The 18,297-nt window shown below is 46.7% G+C and carries 15 protein-coding genes and 1 other annotated feature; all 15 genes read right to left on the reverse strand.

From position 1 onward, the window contains the following. Nucleotides 1-212: 212 nt before the first annotated feature. The 15 genes from ilvA to hppD all read right to left on the reverse strand — a co-directional run bounded on the left by ilvA (nt 213) and on the right by hppD (nt 18,276). Complete coding sequence (gene ilvA, locus ACQKFO_RS20440; RefSeq protein WP_427600629.1) at nt 213-1,196, reverse strand: threonine ammonia-lyase; 984 nt, start codon at nt 1,194-1,196, stop codon at nt 213-215. Beyond that, nucleotides 1,196-1,801: a 3-isopropylmalate dehydratase small subunit gene (leuD, locus tag ACQKFO_RS20445; protein WP_427600630.1), complete on the reverse strand. Its 606-nt coding sequence runs from the start codon at nt 1,799-1,801 to the stop codon at nt 1,196-1,198. Before leuD ends, ilvA begins: the two co-directional genes overlap by 1 nt. Nucleotides 1,802-1,812: 11 nt before the next feature. Continuing rightward, nucleotides 1,813-3,228, reverse strand: coding sequence for a 3-isopropylmalate dehydratase large subunit (gene leuC / locus ACQKFO_RS20450; protein ID WP_427600631.1), 1,416 nt, complete (start codon nt 3,226-3,228; stop codon nt 1,813-1,815). Between the two features lie 104 nt (nt 3,229-3,332). After that, on the reverse strand, nt 3,333-4,445 hold the full coding sequence (gene leuB / locus ACQKFO_RS20455; protein ID WP_148967303.1) for a 3-isopropylmalate dehydrogenase: 1,113 nt from the start codon (nt 4,443-4,445) through the stop codon (nt 3,333-3,335). 62 nt (nt 4,446-4,507) lie between these two features. Further along, a complete protein-coding gene (locus ACQKFO_RS20460; RefSeq protein ID WP_427600632.1) occupies nt 4,508-6,061 on the reverse strand; it encodes a 2-isopropylmalate synthase in 1,554 nt (517 codons plus the stop codon). Beyond that, nucleotides 6,048-7,079, reverse strand: coding sequence for a ketol-acid reductoisomerase (ilvC, locus tag ACQKFO_RS20465; protein ID WP_427600633.1), 1,032 nt, complete (start codon nt 7,077-7,079; stop codon nt 6,048-6,050). Before ilvC ends, ACQKFO_RS20460 begins: the two co-directional genes overlap by 14 nt. A 56-nt stretch (nt 7,080-7,135) precedes the next feature. Beyond that, on the reverse strand, nt 7,136-7,660 hold the full coding sequence (gene ilvN / locus ACQKFO_RS20470) for an acetolactate synthase small subunit (RefSeq protein WP_034761039.1): 525 nt from the start codon (nt 7,658-7,660) through the stop codon (nt 7,136-7,138). Then, nucleotides 7,657-9,378 (reverse strand): acetolactate synthase large subunit, encoded by a 1,722-nt coding sequence (gene ilvB / locus ACQKFO_RS20475; protein WP_427600634.1) that lies wholly within the window; start codon nt 9,376-9,378, stop codon nt 7,657-7,659. Before ilvB ends, ilvN begins: the two co-directional genes overlap by 4 nt. A 239-nt stretch (nt 9,379-9,617) precedes the next feature. Next, nucleotides 9,618-9,877: a binding site (T-box leader), on the reverse strand. Then, nucleotides 9,878-11,545: a dihydroxy-acid dehydratase gene (gene ilvD / locus ACQKFO_RS20480; protein WP_427600635.1), complete on the reverse strand. Its 1,668-nt coding sequence runs from the start codon at nt 11,543-11,545 to the stop codon at nt 9,878-9,880. It lies immediately after the preceding feature. 15 nt (nt 11,546-11,560) lie between these two features. After that, on the reverse strand, nt 11,561-12,460 hold the full coding sequence (ilvE, locus tag ACQKFO_RS20485; protein ID WP_148967298.1) for a branched-chain-amino-acid transaminase: 900 nt from the start codon (nt 12,458-12,460) through the stop codon (nt 11,561-11,563). A 706-nt stretch (nt 12,461-13,166) separates the two neighbouring features. Further along, the gene (locus ACQKFO_RS20490) at nt 13,167-14,312 is read right to left on the reverse strand and encodes a homogentisate 1,2-dioxygenase (RefSeq protein WP_427600636.1); all 1,146 of its coding nucleotides are present in this window, start codon (nt 14,310-14,312) and stop codon (nt 13,167-13,169) included. Continuing rightward, nucleotides 14,260-15,243: a fumarylacetoacetate hydrolase family protein gene (locus ACQKFO_RS20495; RefSeq protein ID WP_427600637.1), complete on the reverse strand. Its 984-nt coding sequence runs from the start codon at nt 15,241-15,243 to the stop codon at nt 14,260-14,262. Before ACQKFO_RS20495 ends, ACQKFO_RS20490 begins: the two co-directional genes overlap by 53 nt. Before the next feature lie 6 nt (nt 15,244-15,249). After that, on the reverse strand, nt 15,250-15,861 hold the full coding sequence (locus ACQKFO_RS20500) for a flavin reductase family protein (RefSeq protein WP_427600638.1): 612 nt from the start codon (nt 15,859-15,861) through the stop codon (nt 15,250-15,252). After that, nucleotides 15,862-16,971 carry a histidinol-phosphate transaminase gene (hisC, locus tag ACQKFO_RS20505; protein ID WP_427600639.1) on the reverse strand — a complete coding sequence of 370 codons (1,110 nt, stop codon included), beginning with the start codon at nt 16,969-16,971 and terminating at the stop codon, nt 15,862-15,864. Between the two features lie 189 nt (nt 16,972-17,160). Then, nucleotides 17,161-18,276, reverse strand: coding sequence for a 4-hydroxyphenylpyruvate dioxygenase (gene hppD / locus ACQKFO_RS20510; RefSeq protein ID WP_427600640.1), 1,116 nt, complete (start codon nt 18,274-18,276; stop codon nt 17,161-17,163). Nucleotides 18,277-18,297 lie beyond the last annotated feature (21 nt).

Genomic DNA, 18,297 nt, shown 5'->3' on the forward strand with positions numbered 1-18,297 from the left:
AAACCTCCATTTGTATATTTCTCGTGTACATTTGTTCTTGTATAGTGGACATTATAGTAGAAAAAATTACCTATTACAATAGGTATTTACGTATTTTTAGAATGTAAGAGCTTTCATTATTCATAGATTGGAGAATTGTTATTCATAAACTCCACCACTTATAAACAGAGGACCGCTCCTAACTAACAACGTAGTTAAGAGCCGTCCTTCTTTTACACAATATGGTGAAGCTGTCTGGCCATTTTGGATAGATCACGATACACAGGGATCTTACTTGGATCGGCGTTTCCTCCACTGATGACACACCCGACATTCTTTCCTTGTACCTTGACCTTTTGGCACATGGCTGCCGCTAAGGATGCTGCTCCCGCTCCTTCAACCAGCGTTTTTTCCCGTTGAAGCATGAACATGATGCTATAGGAGATTTCTTCATCCGTGACTGTGACCATATCGTCTACATACTGACGAATGATCGGAAACGTGAGCTCTCCTGGCTTCTTGACGAGGATCCCGTCTGCAATGGTGTGAACATGCTCCAGGTGTCCTTTGTTTCTACCTGTAAAAAAGTTATACGTAGCCGGTGCTCCCAGTGCCTGTACGCCGACGATTTGTACCCGTGGGTTAAAGGCTTTTACGGCCATTGCCATTCCGGCCAACAGACCGCCTCCGCCAACAGGTACCAGGATCATGTCTAAATCACTGAGTTGCTGAAGCATTTCCAGTGCGACTGTCCCTTGCCCAGCCATCACTTTATGATCATCAAATGCATGAACATACGTCGAGCCATTTCTGATTTTCTCTTCAAGTGCTGCCCCGTAGGCTTCCTGGTAGGTGTCTCCAGTCAGGACAATTTCAGCTCCGTAATGTTTCGTTGCCGCTATTTTTGTGGAAGGTGTTCGTTTCGGCATGAAGATTTTCGACGGAACTCCGCGCAGGGATGAAGCCAGTGCCACCCCTTGGGCATGGTTTCCTGCAGATGCGGCAATGATACCTCTACCCGCTTCTTCTTCAGACAATGACATGATTTTATTCATTGCGCCTCTTACTTTGAAGGAACCTGTTCGCTGCAGGTTCTCCATTTTCAAATAGATCTCTCCACCAGTGAACGTATTCAGCGTCGATGATTGCTTTAACGGTGTTCGATGCACCTGATGACTGATTCTTTCCATTGCTTCTACAACTTCAGTGTTATCCATTAAATTCCCAAGCCACTCACCTCATAATTTTTTTCGTATTCTTCAATATCTTTTCCGTAATGCAAAGTTAAATCAATCTCATCCAGCCCTTTCAAAAGCATCGTTTTCCAGTAGGGATCAATTTCAAAGGAAACGCGAAGTCCTTCCGAATCACAAATCGTCTGATGCTCTAGGGACACTTCCATTTTATATAGATCTACATGACTCTCATTTTTCAAAAGGGCATCTACAGTTGTTTCATCCAGTTGAATCGGCAGAATCCCGTTCTTCAAACAGTTGTTATAAAAAATATCTGCAAAGCTTTTGGCGATGATTACTTTAAACCCATAGTCCTGAAGGGCCCACGGAGCGTGCTCCCTCGAAGATCCGCACCCAAAATTCTTTCCACCGAGGAGAACTTCGGCTTCTTGATATGGTGGTGTGTCTAATAAGAAATCGTCTCTTAGGGACTTCCCATCGTCTTCAAACCGCCAATGATAAAACAAGTACTGACCAAAGCCTTTACGCTCAATTCGTTTTAGGAACTGTTTTGGTATGATTTGATCCGTGTCCACATTATCTCTTCTTAGAGGAAACACTTTACCTTCAACATGATTGATTGCCACCTTTTCACCTCCTATGAAACCGGCATTTCCCCAAGTTTTCGTACATCTGTCAGTTTTCCGGTCACGGCAGCCGCAGCGGCCATGGATGGGCTGAGCAGATGGGTTCTTGACCCGTTTCCTTGCCGGCCTTCAAAGTTTCTGTTGGAAGTGGACGCACAGCGTTTGCCTGGGGGCACGATATCATCATTCATGGCCAGGCACATGCTGCAGCCAGCTTCCCTCCACTGGAATCCGGCTTCTTTAAAAATGGTATCCAAGCCTTGTTCTTCAGCCTCTTTCTTCACTTTAAATGAGCCCGGAACAACCAAAGCGGTTACGCCCTGCTTTACAGTATGACCTTTCACCACCTCAGCAGCTGCCCTCAAGTCACTCAAGCGCGAATTCGTACACGAGCCAATGAACACATAATCAACCTCTATGTCCTCGATTCTCATTCCCGCCTCGAGCCCCATATAATGAATCGCCCTTTCAACCCCTTCTCTTTCAGAAGGATCTGCGTACTGTTCCGGATGAGGGACGGACCTTGAAATCGATGCGCCCATCCCTGGATTGGTTCCCCATGTTACATGAGGCTCAATTCCTTCGCCTTTCACCTCGATTTTGTGATCGTACGCGGCGTCCTCATCACTCGTCAATGATCTCCACTCTTCTTTACATTGTTCATATGATTTATGCTTCGGCAGATACTCCCGACCTTCTAAATAAGCGAAGGTCGTCTCATCGGGACTGATCAGTCCCGCTTTGGCTCCTGCCTCAATGCTCATATTACAGACCGTCATTCTTTCTTCCATGGATAGATTGCGGATCACTTCACCGGTGAATTCGATGACATACCCGGTTCCAAATCCCACTCCATAGGTAGAAATGATATTCAGGATCACGTCTTTTGCCGTAACACCGAAGCCCAGCTCTCCCGATACTTCCACTTGAAGGGTTTTCGGCTTCGATTGCCAGAGGGTTTGAGTTGCTAAAACATGCTCCACTTCACTAGTACCGATCCCAAATGCAAGTGCCCCGAAGGCTCCGTGGGTAGAGGTATGGCTGTCTCCGCAAACAATCGTTTTCCCCGGCTGTGTCAATCCAAGCTCAGGCCCGATGACGTGGACAATCCCTTGATCAGGATGATGGATATCGGCAAGCGTGACGCTGAATTCCTCACAATTTTTCTTCAACGTATCCATTTGCAGTCGAGCGATTTCATCTCTGATGATGTGACGCTCTCTTGTCGGTACATTATGATCCATCGTGGCATAGGTTAAATCCGGTCTCCGCACCTTGCGATTCTTTAAGCGCAGTCCTTCAAATGCCTGGGGAGACGTAACTTCATGTACAAGGTGCAAATCTATATACAGTAAATCCGGCTTTCCTTTTTCTCTGTGCACGATATGTTTTTCCCATATCTTTTCGACGATATTTTTCCCTGCCATGAACTCCCTCCTGGTTTGGTAAGATTTTTATCCAGTTAAGACTGTATTGTTAAAATTGAGTGAGTAGTAGTTGATTCCACTGGTACTTTCCAATCAAATCGATCTTATAAGTAAGCCGCCAGGATCGAAGACAGGGCATGATCCGCTTCTAAGCGTTCTACAACCAGCTGGCTCATGGCACCGGTCCCAACAACGGTTCCGCGCCCCATGGTCCAGAGGTCTCCTGTACGGTAGCCTGCGTTCAGGACTTCCTGAACGGCCATTTCGATCATTTCCGCCTCTTCTTTTAAGCCGAAGGAATGTCTGAGCATCATGGCAACCGATAGAATCATAGCCAGTGGATTGGCTTTTCCTTTTCCGGCGATATCGGGTGCAGAACCGTGCACCGGTTCGTAAAGACCGAAGGAGTCCCCTCTTAAACTGGCGGAAGGCAGCATTCCCAGTGAGCCTGTGATCATGGACGCTTCGTCACTCAGGATATCCCCGAACATGTTCTCGGTCACCAGCACATCGAATTGCTTCGGCTGATACATCAGCTTCATGGCAGCGACATCGACCAGCATATGTTCCACTTCCACATCCGGGTAATCAGCCGCCACTTCATTCACGACTTCGCGCCACATTCGACTTGTTTCCAAAACATTTGCCTTGTCAACGGACGTTAATTTTTTCTTGCGTTTTTGAGCCAGTTTGAAGGCTTTATGAACGATCCGTTCGATTTCACTTTTTTCATATACAAGGGTATCAACTGCTACTTCGTCTCGCTTCCCTTGACGACCGGACGGCTGACCGAAGTACAACCCTCCTGTCAGTTCCCTGACAATCACCAAATCTACTTCTTCTACAATCTCCCGTTTAAGCGGGGATGCACCAAGTAAACTTTCAAATGCTTTCACCGGTCTCAGATTCGCGAATAGCCCGAACTCTTTGCGGATCGCCAGGAGACCTTTTTCAGGACGAAGCTCTTTCGGAAGATGCTCCCACTTTGGACCTCCTACGGCACCTAATAAAACGGCGTCACTATCTTTACAAAGCTTGATCGTTTCAGGAGGTAATGGTGTACCGAAGCGATCGACGGCAGCCCCGCCGATGTGACCTTTCTCGACTTCGAATTCATGACCGAACCAATCACCCACTGCCTTCAGTACTTCTAATGCCCCGTCCATGATTTCTTGACCGATACCGTCTCCTGGTAGTACAGCGATTTTTTTCTTCATTAGAATTACCTCCTGTTTTGGTTTGTTTTATGGGAGAGCCTTGATTTACAAGGCTCTCTGTCTTACAAGCTGGCTTCCACCGCTTCCTTCTCCATGGACTGTGACTTCCGTTGTGCCGATCGATTCACTGCATTAAGGTAAGCTCGGGCTGATGCTTCTAATACATCCTGGGCAGTTCCGCGTCCGCTTGTCTTTTCTCCGTTATATTCGAGTCGGACATAGACTTCTGCAAGGGCATCCCGTCCCCCACCGACTGAATTGATCTTGTAATCTAATAATCTAGAAGGACTTGGCAGGATTTTTTCGATTGTATTGTAGATGGCTTCTACACTTCCTGAGCCAGTTGAAGCGAGCCGGGTTACACTTCCGTCCTCGAACTTCAATTCGATCGTGGCCGTCGGGATATTGTCCATGCCATATTGGACCTGCATTCTTTCTAATGTAAATCCGACAGCTTCGGCCATTTCCGTTTGCTTATTCGTCAGGATGCTGAAAAGATCTTCATCGACGATTTCCTTCTTCTTATCCGCCAGATCCTTGAATGCATGAAATGCTTCATTAAGCTTCTCGTCTGAAAGTTCGAATCCTAATTCAACCACTTTATTTTTAAAGGCGTGACGCCCTGAGTGTTTTCCCAGTACCAGGCGGGTGGCATTCACCCCAATCAATTCAGGAGTGATGATTTCGTACGTTGTTTTCTCCTTCAGCATTCCGTCCTGGTGAATACCTGATTCATGAGCGAAAGCATTATCACCTACAACCGCTTTGTTAGCCGGTACTCTCATCCCCGTCAGCTTACTGACAAGAGAGCTTGTTTTCTTGATTTCATCGAGCTTCAGGCGGGTAGTGGCCCCGTAAAAATCTTCACGGATTCTAAGTGCCACTGCGATCTCTTCCAGAGCTGCATTCCCGGCACGTTCGCCGATCCCATTGATCGTTCCTTCAATTTGATCGGCTCCGTTTTCAATGGCAGCCAGTGAATTGGCTGTCGCCATACCCAGATCATCATGACAATGAGCAGATAGCTTTACTCCGTCGATATTCGGAACGTTTTCTCTTACATATCGAAATAGTTCACCGTATTTATGAGGAGTGATATATCCTACCGTATCGGGCAAGTTAATGACAGAAGCTCCTGCCGCAATCACCCTCTCCATGATTTTCACTAAAAAATTGAGATCCGATCGGCACGCATCTTCTGCCGACCACTGAACCACCGGGAAAAATTTCTTCGCGTACTGAACGGCCTGGACCGCTGTATCGATGACCTGATCCGGTGTCATCTTCAGCTTATGGGTCATGTGAATGGGGGAAGTGGCAAGGAACACATGCAACCTTGGTTCGGCGGTTCCTTTAAGCGATTCCCATACTGCATCGATGTCCCGCTGCTGTGCTCGAGCCAACCCCGTAACCGAGCTGTTTTTGATCGTGGAACCGATCCGCTGCACGGCATCGAAGTCCCCTTTTGAAGCTGCAGGAAAACCGGCTTCAATGACGTCGACCCCGAGTCTTTCCAGCTGTTTTGCAACCTCGATCTTTTCAATCGTATTAAGATTTACACCCGCAGACTGTTCACCGTCCCGTAGAGTTGTGTCAAATATCTCAATGGTTCGCACTCGTAACCACTTCCTTTTCTTTAGTAGAAGGTTTCTGAACAAATGGCATCATTTTACGAAGCTCTCTTCCAACGACTTCGATCGGGTGCTGACTTTCACGCTGATTGATTGCGTTGAATTCCGGACGATTCGCTTGATTCTCCAGGATCCATCCCTTCGCAAATTTTCCTGTTTGGATATCCGTTAATACTTCCTTCATCCGTGCTTTCGTTTCTTCGTTCACCACCCGCGGGCCAGAAACGAAGTCTCCCCATTGTGCTGTGTCGGAGATCGAGTAGCGCATTCCTTCCAATCCTTGTTCATACATCAGGTCGACAATCAGCTTCAATTCGTGTAAACACTCGAAATAGGCGACTTCTCTCTGATAACCTGCCTCAACCAGCGTTTCGAATCCTGCTTTCACTAGGGATGTCACCCCTCCACACAGGACTGCCTGTTCACCGAACAGATCGGTTTCTGTTTCCTCCTGGAAGGATGTTTCCAGGATCCCTGCACGTCCTGCCCCTACACCTTTTGCATACGCTAGAGCCAGTTCTGCGGCTTGACCTGAAGCGTCTTGATAAACCCCAAAGAGAGCTGGTACCCCGGCTCCTTCTTCAAATGTTCTTCGGACCAGGTGTCCCGGTCCTTTAGGAGCTACCAGGAATACATCTACATCTTCCGGAGGAACGACTTGATGGAAATGGATATTGAATCCGTGTGCAAATGCCAGTGCTTTTCCTGCAGACAATGCCGGCTTGATTTCTGCCTCATACACTTTCGGCTGATGCTCATCAGGCAGGAGAACCATGATGACGTCCGCCTGTTCACTTGCCTCCCGGACGGAGTAGACATCGAATCCGTCTTTTTCCGCCTGGTCCCACGACTTCCCTTTTCGTAATCCGACTACAACATCAAATCCGCTTTCCTTCAGGTTTTGAGCATGTGCGTGACCCTGTGAACCATAACCGACTACCGCTACCTTCTTCCCTTTTAAAACCTCTTCATTCACATCTCCGTTATAATATACCTTTACCATTTCCCTCATCCTCTCCATTTTTTGAATAATAAGTTTTTTCAAAGCATCCTTTTCTTCTAATTGACGATTGAATATTGTTTTAAATCCGTCACCGATTTACCATTTCCCCTTGCGAATGCCGTGATGCCTGTTCGGGCGATTTCTTTAATTCCGTATGGTCTTAACAAATCGATGATGGCTTCTATCTTGGAGGTTTCCCCGGTTACCTGGACGGTCACGCTGTCCCTTGCCACATCAATGATGGCGGCCCTGAATGGTTCTACGATCCCATTGATTTCCGATCGGGTCTGTCCTGTACTCAACACCTTGATGAGTGCCAGTTCCCTTGCGACGACTCCTTGATCCGTAATGTCGGATACCTTGAGGACATCAATTTGTTTATGGAGCTGTTTTAACAGCTGCTCGATTTTGCGATCGTCTTCTACATTGACGACGAAGGTCATCCTCGAAATCCCCTCGGTTTCTGTGTATCCAACAGAAATGCTTTCAATGTTGAACTGACGTTTAGTAAACAATCCGGTCACCCGATTCAAGACACCGCTCCGGTTATGAACGAGAGCCGTTACAATCCGTTTCCTCATGGTTTCACTCCTAACATTTCATGTAATCCTTTTCCAGGAGCCACCATCGGGTAGACATTTTCCTTTGGATTCACCCAACAATCGATGAGTACCGGTTCATCACTTGTTAATGCTTCTTTTAAAACAGAATCCACTTCTTCCTGGGTTTTCACCCGATATCCTTTGATACCGTATGATTCAGCCAGCTTCACAAAATCAGGCTGGGTGGAGAACACCGATTGGGAGTATCTTTCTTCAAAGAACGTTTCCTGCCATTGTCTCACCATTCCAAGTGTTCCGTTATTAAGAAGGACCACTTTCACAGGAAGGTTCAACTCTTTTAGCAGGACCAGCTCTTGGAGAGTCATCTGGAACCCCCCATCTCCTACAAAGGCGACCACCGTACTGTCTGAATTCGCTAACTGGGCTCCGATCGCTGCCGGAAACCCGAATCCCATCGTGCCAAGGCCCCCGGAAGTGACCCAATTATTCGGCTTTTTAAAGGAGTAATACTGTGCCGCCCACATTTGATGCTGTCCCACGTCTGTAGTGACAACCGCTTCCCCGTTTGTCATTTCATACACCTGTTCGATGAGGCGCTGAGGTGACAGGACATCTTGGGCCTGGTTATACCAGAAAGGATATTCCCTTTTGTATGACTTGAGATGATGATGCCAGGCATCGAAATCAGGCTTCTCTTCCTCATGTCCAAGGAGTTTTTCCAGCGCCTGTTTGGCATCGGCTACGATCGGGATCTGCGTCTTGACGTTTTTTCCGATCTCCGCCGGATCGATGTCGATATGGACCACCTTGGCCCGTGGTGCAAAGGTCGCGAGGTTCCCTGTCAGCCTGTCGTCAAATCGGGCACCGATATTGATAAGCAAGTCACATTCGTGGAGCGCCATATTGCTTGCATAACATCCATGCATCCCCGCCATTCCGAGAAATAACGGGTGATCTGCCGGAAATCCGCCTAAACCTAAGAGGGTGTGAATCACCGGGATGTCATATTGTTCTGCGAAAGTCTTCAGTTCCTCCGTTGCCTTTCCGTGAAGGACTCCTGCCCCGGCTAAGATGACCGGTCGCCTGGATACCTTGATGGCTTCCACCAGTTTCTTGATTTGGAGTGGATTGGGGTAGAAGTTAGGCTGGTACCCCGGTAAGTCCATTTCCACATCGTGTACCGGATAAGCTTGCTGCAAGGTCAAGTCTTTCGGAATGTCGACAAGTACTGGTCCCGGTCTGCCGGTTGATGCGATATGAAAGGCTTCCTTCACGATCCTCGGTAAATCTTTAATATCACGCACCTGATAATTATGCTTGGTGATCGGCATCGTGATCCCTACTACGTCCGCTTCCTGGAAAGCATCGGTTCCGATGACCCCTGAAGCCACCTGCCCGGTGAAAATAACAAGCGGCAGTGAGTCCATCATGGCATCGGCAATTCCTGTCACTAGATTCGTTGCTCCCGGTCCTGAAGTGGCAATGACCACACCCGGTCTCCCTGATACACGGGCATACCCTTCTGCCGCATGGATGGCGCCTTGCTCATGACGAGCGAGAACGTGCTTGATCGGGGCTTTGTATAGAGCATCGTAAATCGGCAAGACCGCTCCTCCAGGGTACCCAAACAGAATCTCAACCTTTTCCTCCTTCAAAGCCTTCATGAGCATATCAGCACCGTTGACGTTTTCTGTTAGTGTCTGTGAAGCCGGTTCTGCCTCTACCTTCGCTCTCATTGCCTATCTCCTCCTTTTATTAAAAGCGCAGGCGGCTTGGTCAGGCCCGACAAGCATAAGGCAAGGTCGCTGAAAAGGCGCCTTTTGCCTTTTTGGCGAGATTGACTTATGACCTCGAGGGACTAGCCGCCGGAGCTGGGTATATTTGAAATGCGCATGCGGTGAACCAACTGCGCTTTATCCATCCACTTTTCCAAATAAAAAAGACCTTTCGACCCACTACGACAGAGTTCATCTTTCGCAGGGGCGAAAAGGTCTTCATTCTTTCCACGGTACCACCCTAATTCAGAGACAACGGATATCATCTCCCTTTGCAGGCTGATCGGTTTCACCAGCCTTTGTTTTTGTAACGAGTATCATCTACTCGATCGTTCCTACTTTCAGAGGTTCAGAACGATACTCAGAGGGGATGTCGGTATTGGATGTATTACTGGTTTGCAGCACCACCAGCTCTCTGAAAATACGATTTCCAATCCTTTTACCTCTTCAACGCTTTACTCTATTCCGTTTTCAAAATTCCACCTGTACTGGCTGACGTGACAAGTTTGGCATATCGTGCTAAGTAACCTTTTCTGATTTTTGGAGGGGGCTGTACCCACTCCTTTTGCCTGAACTGAAGCTCTGTTTCTGAAACCATGAGGGAAATCGTTCGATTCGTGAGATCAATGAAGATGGGATCTCCATTTTCAACCACACCGATCGGTCCCCCTTCAGCAGCTTCCGGTGAGACATGACCGATTGAAATGCCCCGGGATGCTCCTGAAAACCTGCCGTCTGTCATGAGTGCGACTTTCTTTTCAAGTCCCCTTCCTGCAATGGCTGCCGTCGGTGCCAACATCTCCGGCATTCCCGGTCCGCCTTTTGGCCCTTCGTATCGGATGACCACGACATGACCTTCTTTCACTTCTCCACTTTCGATTCCGGCAAGGGCATCATCCTGAGATTCGTATACAATCGCTTCCCCCATGAAGGTTTTAATGGATGGGTCGACTGCCCCTACCTTGATGACCCCGCCGTTTGGAGCGATATTTCCGAAGAGGACGGATAATCCTCCGACTGGACTGTGGGCGTTTTCCCTGCGACGGATGACATCATCATTTTGGATATGAGCATCCTTCACATTTTCATAAAGAGACTTTCCTGTAACCGTGATGCGATCTTTGTGTACAGCTTCCATTTCACATAGCTCTTTAATGATGGCACTGACCCCGCCTGCATTGTGAACATCCTGCATGGAGTAATCAGATGCCGGGCTTATTTTGGATAAATACGGCACTCGTTCTGCCACTTTATTGATTCGGTTAATGTCATAATCGATTTCCGCCTCATTGGCAATCGCCAATGTGTGGAGAACCGTATTGGTTGATCCCCCCATCGCCATATCTAAGGCGAATGCATCATCAATGGTATCTTTCGTTATGATGTCTCTTGGTTTAATATCCTTCTTCACCATTTCCACCAGATATTTCGCTGCGTCCTTGATCAATTGATGCCGCTCTTCTGAGGTGGCTACAATGGTTCCATTTCCCGGAGGAGCCATTCCAAGCATCTCCATCAGAGAGTTCATGGAATTCGCTGTGAACATCCCCGAGCATGATCCGCATGTCGGACATGCATTGGCTTCAATGTCGAGAAGCTGTTCCGCGGTCATCCTACCTGACTGATGGGCACCGACCCCTTCGAAAACGGATACGAGTGATAATGGCTTCCCGTCACTGGAAACCCCTGCTTCCATCGGGCCTCCCGATACAAAGACAGAAGGGACATTCGTCCGGACTGACGACATGAGCATTCCCGGTGTGATTTTGTCACAGTTCGGAATGTAGAACACTCCGTCGAACCAGTGAGCGTTGATGACGGTTTCTGCTGAGTCGGCGATCAGTTCCCGGCTCGGGAGTGAGTACCTCATCCCGATATGTCCCATGGCGATTCCATCATCCACACCGATTGTGTTGAATTCGAATGGAATCCCGCCGGCTTCCCGGATCGCTTCTTTCACCACCTGGGCAAATCCGTTTAAATGCATATGACCGGGAATGATATCGATGTAGGAGTTGCACACCCCGATAAATGGTTTTTCCATGTCTTCGAGCTTGACTCCCGTTGCATATAGTAAGCTGCGGTGGGGAGCCCGGTCGATTCCTTTCTTGATCATGTCACTTCTCACGTCATCACCTCCAACTTAGCCAACTTGAGCATTCTGTTTGTAAACTTTTCTTCCATCCTGAGTGACAGTGTTTCTGAACTCCTGCAATAATTGGGTTGTATACTTTCCTGGTTTTCCTTCACCGATTACACGGCCATCAACCTTTACAACGGCAATGACTTCTGCGGCTGTCCCTGTTAAGAATACTTCATCCGCTGTATACACATCATGACGGGTGAAGACTTCTTCCTTCATCTCGAATCCTAATTTACCGGCGATCTCGATGATGGCATTACGGGTGATCCCTTCAAGGGCCCCTACATATCCAGGAGGCGTCAGGATCTTTCCTTTTTTAACAATGAAGATATTGTCTGCGGATCCCTCCGCTACATATCCTTGATCGTTCAACATTAATGCTTCACTTACACCGGCGAGGTTCGCTTCGATTTTAACGAGAATGTTATTTAAGTAGTTTAAGGATTTAACCTTTGGCGAAAGAACATCCGCTCGATTTCGACGGCTGGCCACCGTTACGATATCGATGCCCGTTTCGTATAAGCTTTTAGGGAAAAGGGCCAGTTGTTCTGCAATGACGATGATTTGTGGCTTCCTACAAGTAAATGGATCCAATCCCAGGTTTCCAACCCCTCTGGAAATGACCACTCGTATGTAGGCATTCTCGAGTTGATTCTTTTTCAATGTATCAACGATAATGTCGCTCATCTCTTCTTTAGTGACTTCGATATGCAACATGATGGATTTAGCAGAGTCATAAAGGCGATCAACATGCTCTTCCAGACGGAACACGTTCCCATCATACATTCGAATCCCTTCGAACACTCCATCTCCATATAGAAAACCATGGTCGTACACAGATACAACTGCGTCTTCCTTTTTTACAAATTGTCCGTCTAAGTAGATCCACTGTTCGTTCATGTTAATCATTCCTTTCCTGGTTGAAATTTATTTGATTATTCAGAAATTTATTTTTGCAACGAAAGTCCGTTGACTTGGAGCACATTCGAACAGCCTGCTTGATTCGGTATTCCTGCTGTTTACTGCTGGCTCAGATTTTTTTATTGAGGACAATATTACTCCCGTTTCCCGGTAAGGTCAACAGGCTTTTTGTAAATTATTTGACTATTTAGATTAATCTGATTATAAGTAAACGCTTACATCTTTGTCCTTATACAGTTTGTCGGGAGAAAAAAATTTTTGAGATTTTTTTATTTAATGGTGTGAATGACGCTTCAGATCCGGTGAGGAGAACCTTTAAATATTTTTCGACAAAATCCTATGAGAATGGGATTTAGGGGAGTTTAGACCTGTGTGTATCTGACTGATAAATTCTCACTGTTTTATTATAAATGAGAATTCATTTTTCTATTTAATAGTATGTATGAATTTTTATTAATCTGGGAAGACGATCATCAATAAGTAATGAATCCAATACAAAACCTTTCATTCCCATAATCCGTAATGCCTTTCAAACTAGAAATTAATTTCATTTCTTCTACAATGATGAATAACCTTTCATATCGAAATATATTCACCCAATAATCAGTCGCCACTTTTTTAAACTCTATATAAATAAAAAAGAATCAACCCAAGTGACCGGACGGCCTTTGGATTGATTCTTCCTTTACACCCATGTAAACATATAATTCGGGTCTTCGACATCCTTTGCTTTTTTGACGATCTTCAACGGTTTGAAAGTATCGATCATCACGGCGAGCTCGAGGGTTTCTTTTTTCCCGATACTGGCTTCTGTCGTTCCTGGATGAGGACCGTGTGGGATCCCGCTCGGGTGGAGGGTGATCGATCCCTCTTTGATTCCCTTTCTGCTCATGAAGTTTCCTTCCACATAGTACAGCAGCTCATCACTGTTCACATTGCTGTGATTATAAGGAGCCGGAATCGATTCCGGATGGTAGTCGTATAATCTTGGAACAAATGAGCAGACAACAAAGTTATGACCTTCAAACGTTTGATGGACTGGAGGCGGCTGATGTACGCGTCCTGTAATAGGCTCAAAATCCTCGATATTGAACACCCAAGGATAAAGATAGCCATCCCAGCCGACGACGTCCAGTGGATGATGATTTAACACATGGGAATGGAGCGCTCCCCGTGATTTGGTGATCACTTCGAATTCGCCCTCTTCATCCATGGTTGCAAGCTTCTCAGGTCCCCGCAGATCCCGCTCACAAAACGGACTGTGCTCCAGCAACTGTCCGTACTCATTTCGATAACGTCGGGGTGTGGTAATCTGACTGAAGGACTCGACGATCAGCATCTTCGTCTCTTCTTCAGGAACAACACGGTAGATGGTCCCGATCGGAATCACCACATAATCCCCTTTTCCATAGGTGAGGGTTCCGAACATCGTCTCTACTTTTCCTCTACCAAAATGGATATAAAGCATTTCATCCCCGTCACCATTACGGTAAAAGCTTTTCATCTCTTCTGTTACATAGGCGGTTCCAATCAATAAATCGGAATTACCAAGTAAATATTCACGGCTCTTTAAGGCACAGCCTTTTTTCTCGACTCTATCTGTAAAGAAATGTCGATGGCGAAGAGCACCCTCTTCCTCAAACTCCGGCATATAACTCCCTAAATACTCTGTTTTCGCCACAGCCGTCGGCAAGTGATGATGATACAGAATCGACTGTGTCCCTGAGAACCCCTTCGTCCCCATGACCTGCTCCCTGTAAAGCGTGCCATCATCCTTTTTAAACATGGTGTGACGTTTGTGAGGTATTTTCCCCAGTTGACGATAGTACATGGTTTTCCTCCTCTCTTTTCTCTGCAATCGTATTCCTCAATACTCCTAATCCCCTAATCTCTAATTCCACCACATCCCCAGGCTTCAACCACGGATGCGTTTCGGTCCCGAGCTCCAATATGCACCCTGTCCCTACAGTCCCCGATCCGATGACCTCACCGGGGTAAAGGGTGACGTCTTTCGAGGCACGCTCGATCATGTCTCTGAATGTATAATGAATATCCTGATAATTCCCCTCGGATAATAGTTTCCCATTCACCTTCCCCGTCATAGGCAGGTTGAAACGGTCTCCCTTGCGATAGGTTTCCAGTTCATCCTTCGTCACTAAATAAGGACCGAAAGAAGTGGCAAAGTCCTTTCCTTTCGCTGGACCAAGCCCTACTTTCATCTCATGCTTCTGGATGTCTCTGGCACTCCAATCGTTCATGATGAAATATCCATAAATATAGTCTTCCGAGTTTTCTTTTGAAATGTTTTTTCCTTCTTTGCCAATAACGCAGGCGATTTCCAATTCATAATCGAGCCACTCACAGCCAGCAGGTTTCGCGATATGAGCACCAGGACCTTTTACAGCTAAGTGATTGGTAAAATAAAAGACGGGGATGTCATACCATTCCGGCACCACATCGAGTCCCCTCCGTTTTCTGGCCGTTTTCACGTGCTCTTCAAATGCATAGAAATCCCGGATACTCACAGGTCTTGGAATCGGCGACTTCAGTGTGACATCACTTAGTGAATGCACTCCTTTGTCTTTTTCCGAAAAGGTGCCGAGCTCATTCATCCGTTTTAGGCCTTCGTCTCCAAGATCGATGATGGATAACATATCTTTAGGGAGTGAGCCGCCACTTGCAGCATGGATGTCCACGACAAGTTCTTCCTGAACGATCCCTGCCCTTACTTCTCCTTTTTCTAAAAAACTAACCAGCTTCACGTGTCATCACCTTTTTCGAATCAATTCAAATGAATCGGATAATGGTTTGGTGTACATTTGACCGGCAAGCCTTCCCACCGGTTTGAGTTTCTCTGAATCGATCTTTCCATCGTAATAGAGTTCATCATTGATCCTCACGCATTCCACCTTCCCGATGACCAGGCTCCCTGCACCAGGATGATCCCCGAAGTGAAGAACTTCATGAAGAACACATTCCAATTGCACCTTGCTTTCAGATACTCCTGGAGGCTTTACCGTAATGGACTCCTTCTTCGTCAGCCCGACCTGCTCAAATTCATCAACGCCAGGGTCAAATTCAATGGCACAGTTATTCATTTCCTCCACAAACTCTTCACTTACGATATTGATGACGAATTCCTTCGTTTTCTCGATATTTTGAAGGGTATCTTTTTTGCTGCCATCCTTCCCTCTTCTCATGGGGGAGAAGCAGACGAGCATAGGTTCTGCACAAATCGCCGTAAAGAAACTGTATGGTGCCAGATTCGCATTCCCATCTTCGTCAAGGGATGAAACAAAGGCAATCGGCCGGGGCAAAATCGAGCCGATCATCAGTTTATAAGCAGACTGCCACGCAAGCGTCTGGGGTTTGATATCCATCTAGTTCACCCCTCCGTTCTGCAAAATGTCTTCCAGTGCTCCAACGAATCTCTTGTTATCGTCCTGTGTTCCAATCGTGACACGAACCGTTGTAGGGTATCCGAGAAGAGTTCCTGAACGGACGACGAGCCCCCTTTTCACAAGTTCATATGAGACCGTGTCACCATTCATTCCGGTGTCCACCATGATAAAGTTCGATTGAGACGGGAAATAGGATATTCCCAGACGATCAAATTCACTTTCCAAATAAAGACGACCCTTCTCGTTCTTATGGGTACACTCCCTGATAAACTCTTGATCTTCCAAAGCAATGATCGCTGACTTCTGGGCTACGGTATTCACATTGAAGACATCTTTCACTTTGCGAAGCTGTTCTGCAATCTCCTCATTCATGACCCCGAACCCGACTCTTAGTCCTGCCAGGCCATATATTTTCGAAAATGTCCTAAGGACGATCAGGTTTTCAAATGCTGAAAGAAGAGGCAGGGTTTCTAAATAATCATCGGTTGTAACGTATTCCATATAGGCTTCATCCACCACTACCAGGACATGAGAGGGGACGCTCTCGATAAATTGCAGGAGTTCTTTTTTTCCGACAATGGTTCCAGTCGGGTTATTCGGATTACAGACAAAGATCAGCTTCGTTTTTGGAGTGATGCGGTCATGCATCCCCTGCAAGTCATGGGTACCGTTTACGAGTGGGACAATGACCGGAGTGCCTCCCTCCAGGAACACATTGGTTCTATACCTGGGAAACGTAACATCGGCCATAATGGCTTCGTCGCCTGCGCTCAAATAAGCCCTTGTCAACAGCCGGATCACTTCATCCGAACCATTCCCGAATACGATCTGTTCTTTCGGAACCCCTAGAAACCCTGAAACCTTATGACTAAGATCGACGGCTGCCCCGTCCGGATACAAAAACAGGTCGCTCCCATTTTCTTTAAACCACTGCTTCACTTTCGGGGAGCAGCCATATATATTTTCATTTTCTGACAGCTTTCTGATTGAGGAGAGACCATGCTCCTTCTGTAAGTCGCCAAGCGTCTTCCCCAGCACATATGGAGCGATATGTGTGACCGCTTCTCTTGTTTTGAACTTTAATGTCATACATGAATCCTCGCCTTCCTCATGGATGAAGGGGGTCGACTCACGTGTTAGCTTATCTTCAAGTTTTAATATAGTACTTGGAATCTGTACGATATTAAGCTAGAAGCAGCTAATCTCTTCATGAGTTGACCCCCCCTGACCGGTCCTTTGACCCCCGTTATATATACCAATCTCTATCTATTTTTTATTTTAGAGGTTTCCTCTGCGTTCTTGCTCGCGCTCGATGGATTCGAATAATGCTTTGAAGTTTCCTTCTCCGAATCCTCTTGCACCCTTACGTTGAATCACTTCAATGAATAGGGTAGGACGATCAACGATTGGCTTTGTGAAAATTTGAAGCAGGTAGCCTTCGTCATCACGGTCCACTAGAATATTCAACTCTTTGATCTTGGAGATCTCTTCATCGATTTCCCCTACACGCTCTGAGAGCATGTCGTAATAGGAATCAGGAGTATTCAGGAATTCCACACCATTCCCTTTCAAGATGCCGACTGTCTTCACGATATCCTCGGTCAGGATGGCGATATGCTGCACCCCTGGACCACCGTAGAACTCAAGGTATTCCTGAATTTGTGATTTGCGTTTTCCTTCAGCAGGCTCATTGATCGGGAATTTAATTCGGCCGCCGTTATGCATAACCTTGGACATAAGGGCTGAGTATTCGGTTGTAATGTCTTCATTTGTGAAGTGGCGCATTTCCTTGAAGCCCATTACTTTTTCATAGTACTCCACCCACTCTTCCATGCTTTCCACATTTCCAACTACGTGATCCACGGCGATGATACCGGCATCTTCATGTTTAAGAGTAGAATCATACTTTTCAAAACCTGGCATGAAGATCCCTTTATAATCCTTACGCTCCACAAGGGTATGGATCGTATCCCCATATGTACCAATGATGGCTTTTTTCAATTTCCCATTATCATCTTCGAGCGTCGAAGGTGGCATGATTTCAATCGCACCGCGGGATACCGCTCCAGTGTAAGCCTTTTCAACATCCTCCACCACAAGGGCGATATCTTTAATGCCGTCTCCGTGAAGCTTCACGAATTGGGCCACCCGGCTGCCTTCATGCAGACTTCCCGTTATAACCAATCGGACTTTGTTTTGTTGCAGTACATAGGATACGGTGTCACGATTTCCTGTCTCCAACCCTGAGTAGGCAACGGTCTTAAAACCGAATGCTGTACAGAAGAAGTGAGCAGCCTGCTTCGCATTACCCGTATAGTACTCTAAATAATCAACATCTCTTACCGGGAAGACATCCTCTACTTTAACCTGCTTTTTTGCTGCATTCTCTTGCATCCTAATCCCTCCATTAAACGT

The organism is Rossellomorea sp. NPDC071047 (assembly GCF_050270195.1).
In the GTDB taxonomy this organism is placed as follows: Bacteria; Bacillota; Bacilli; order Bacillales; family Bacillaceae_B; genus Rossellomorea.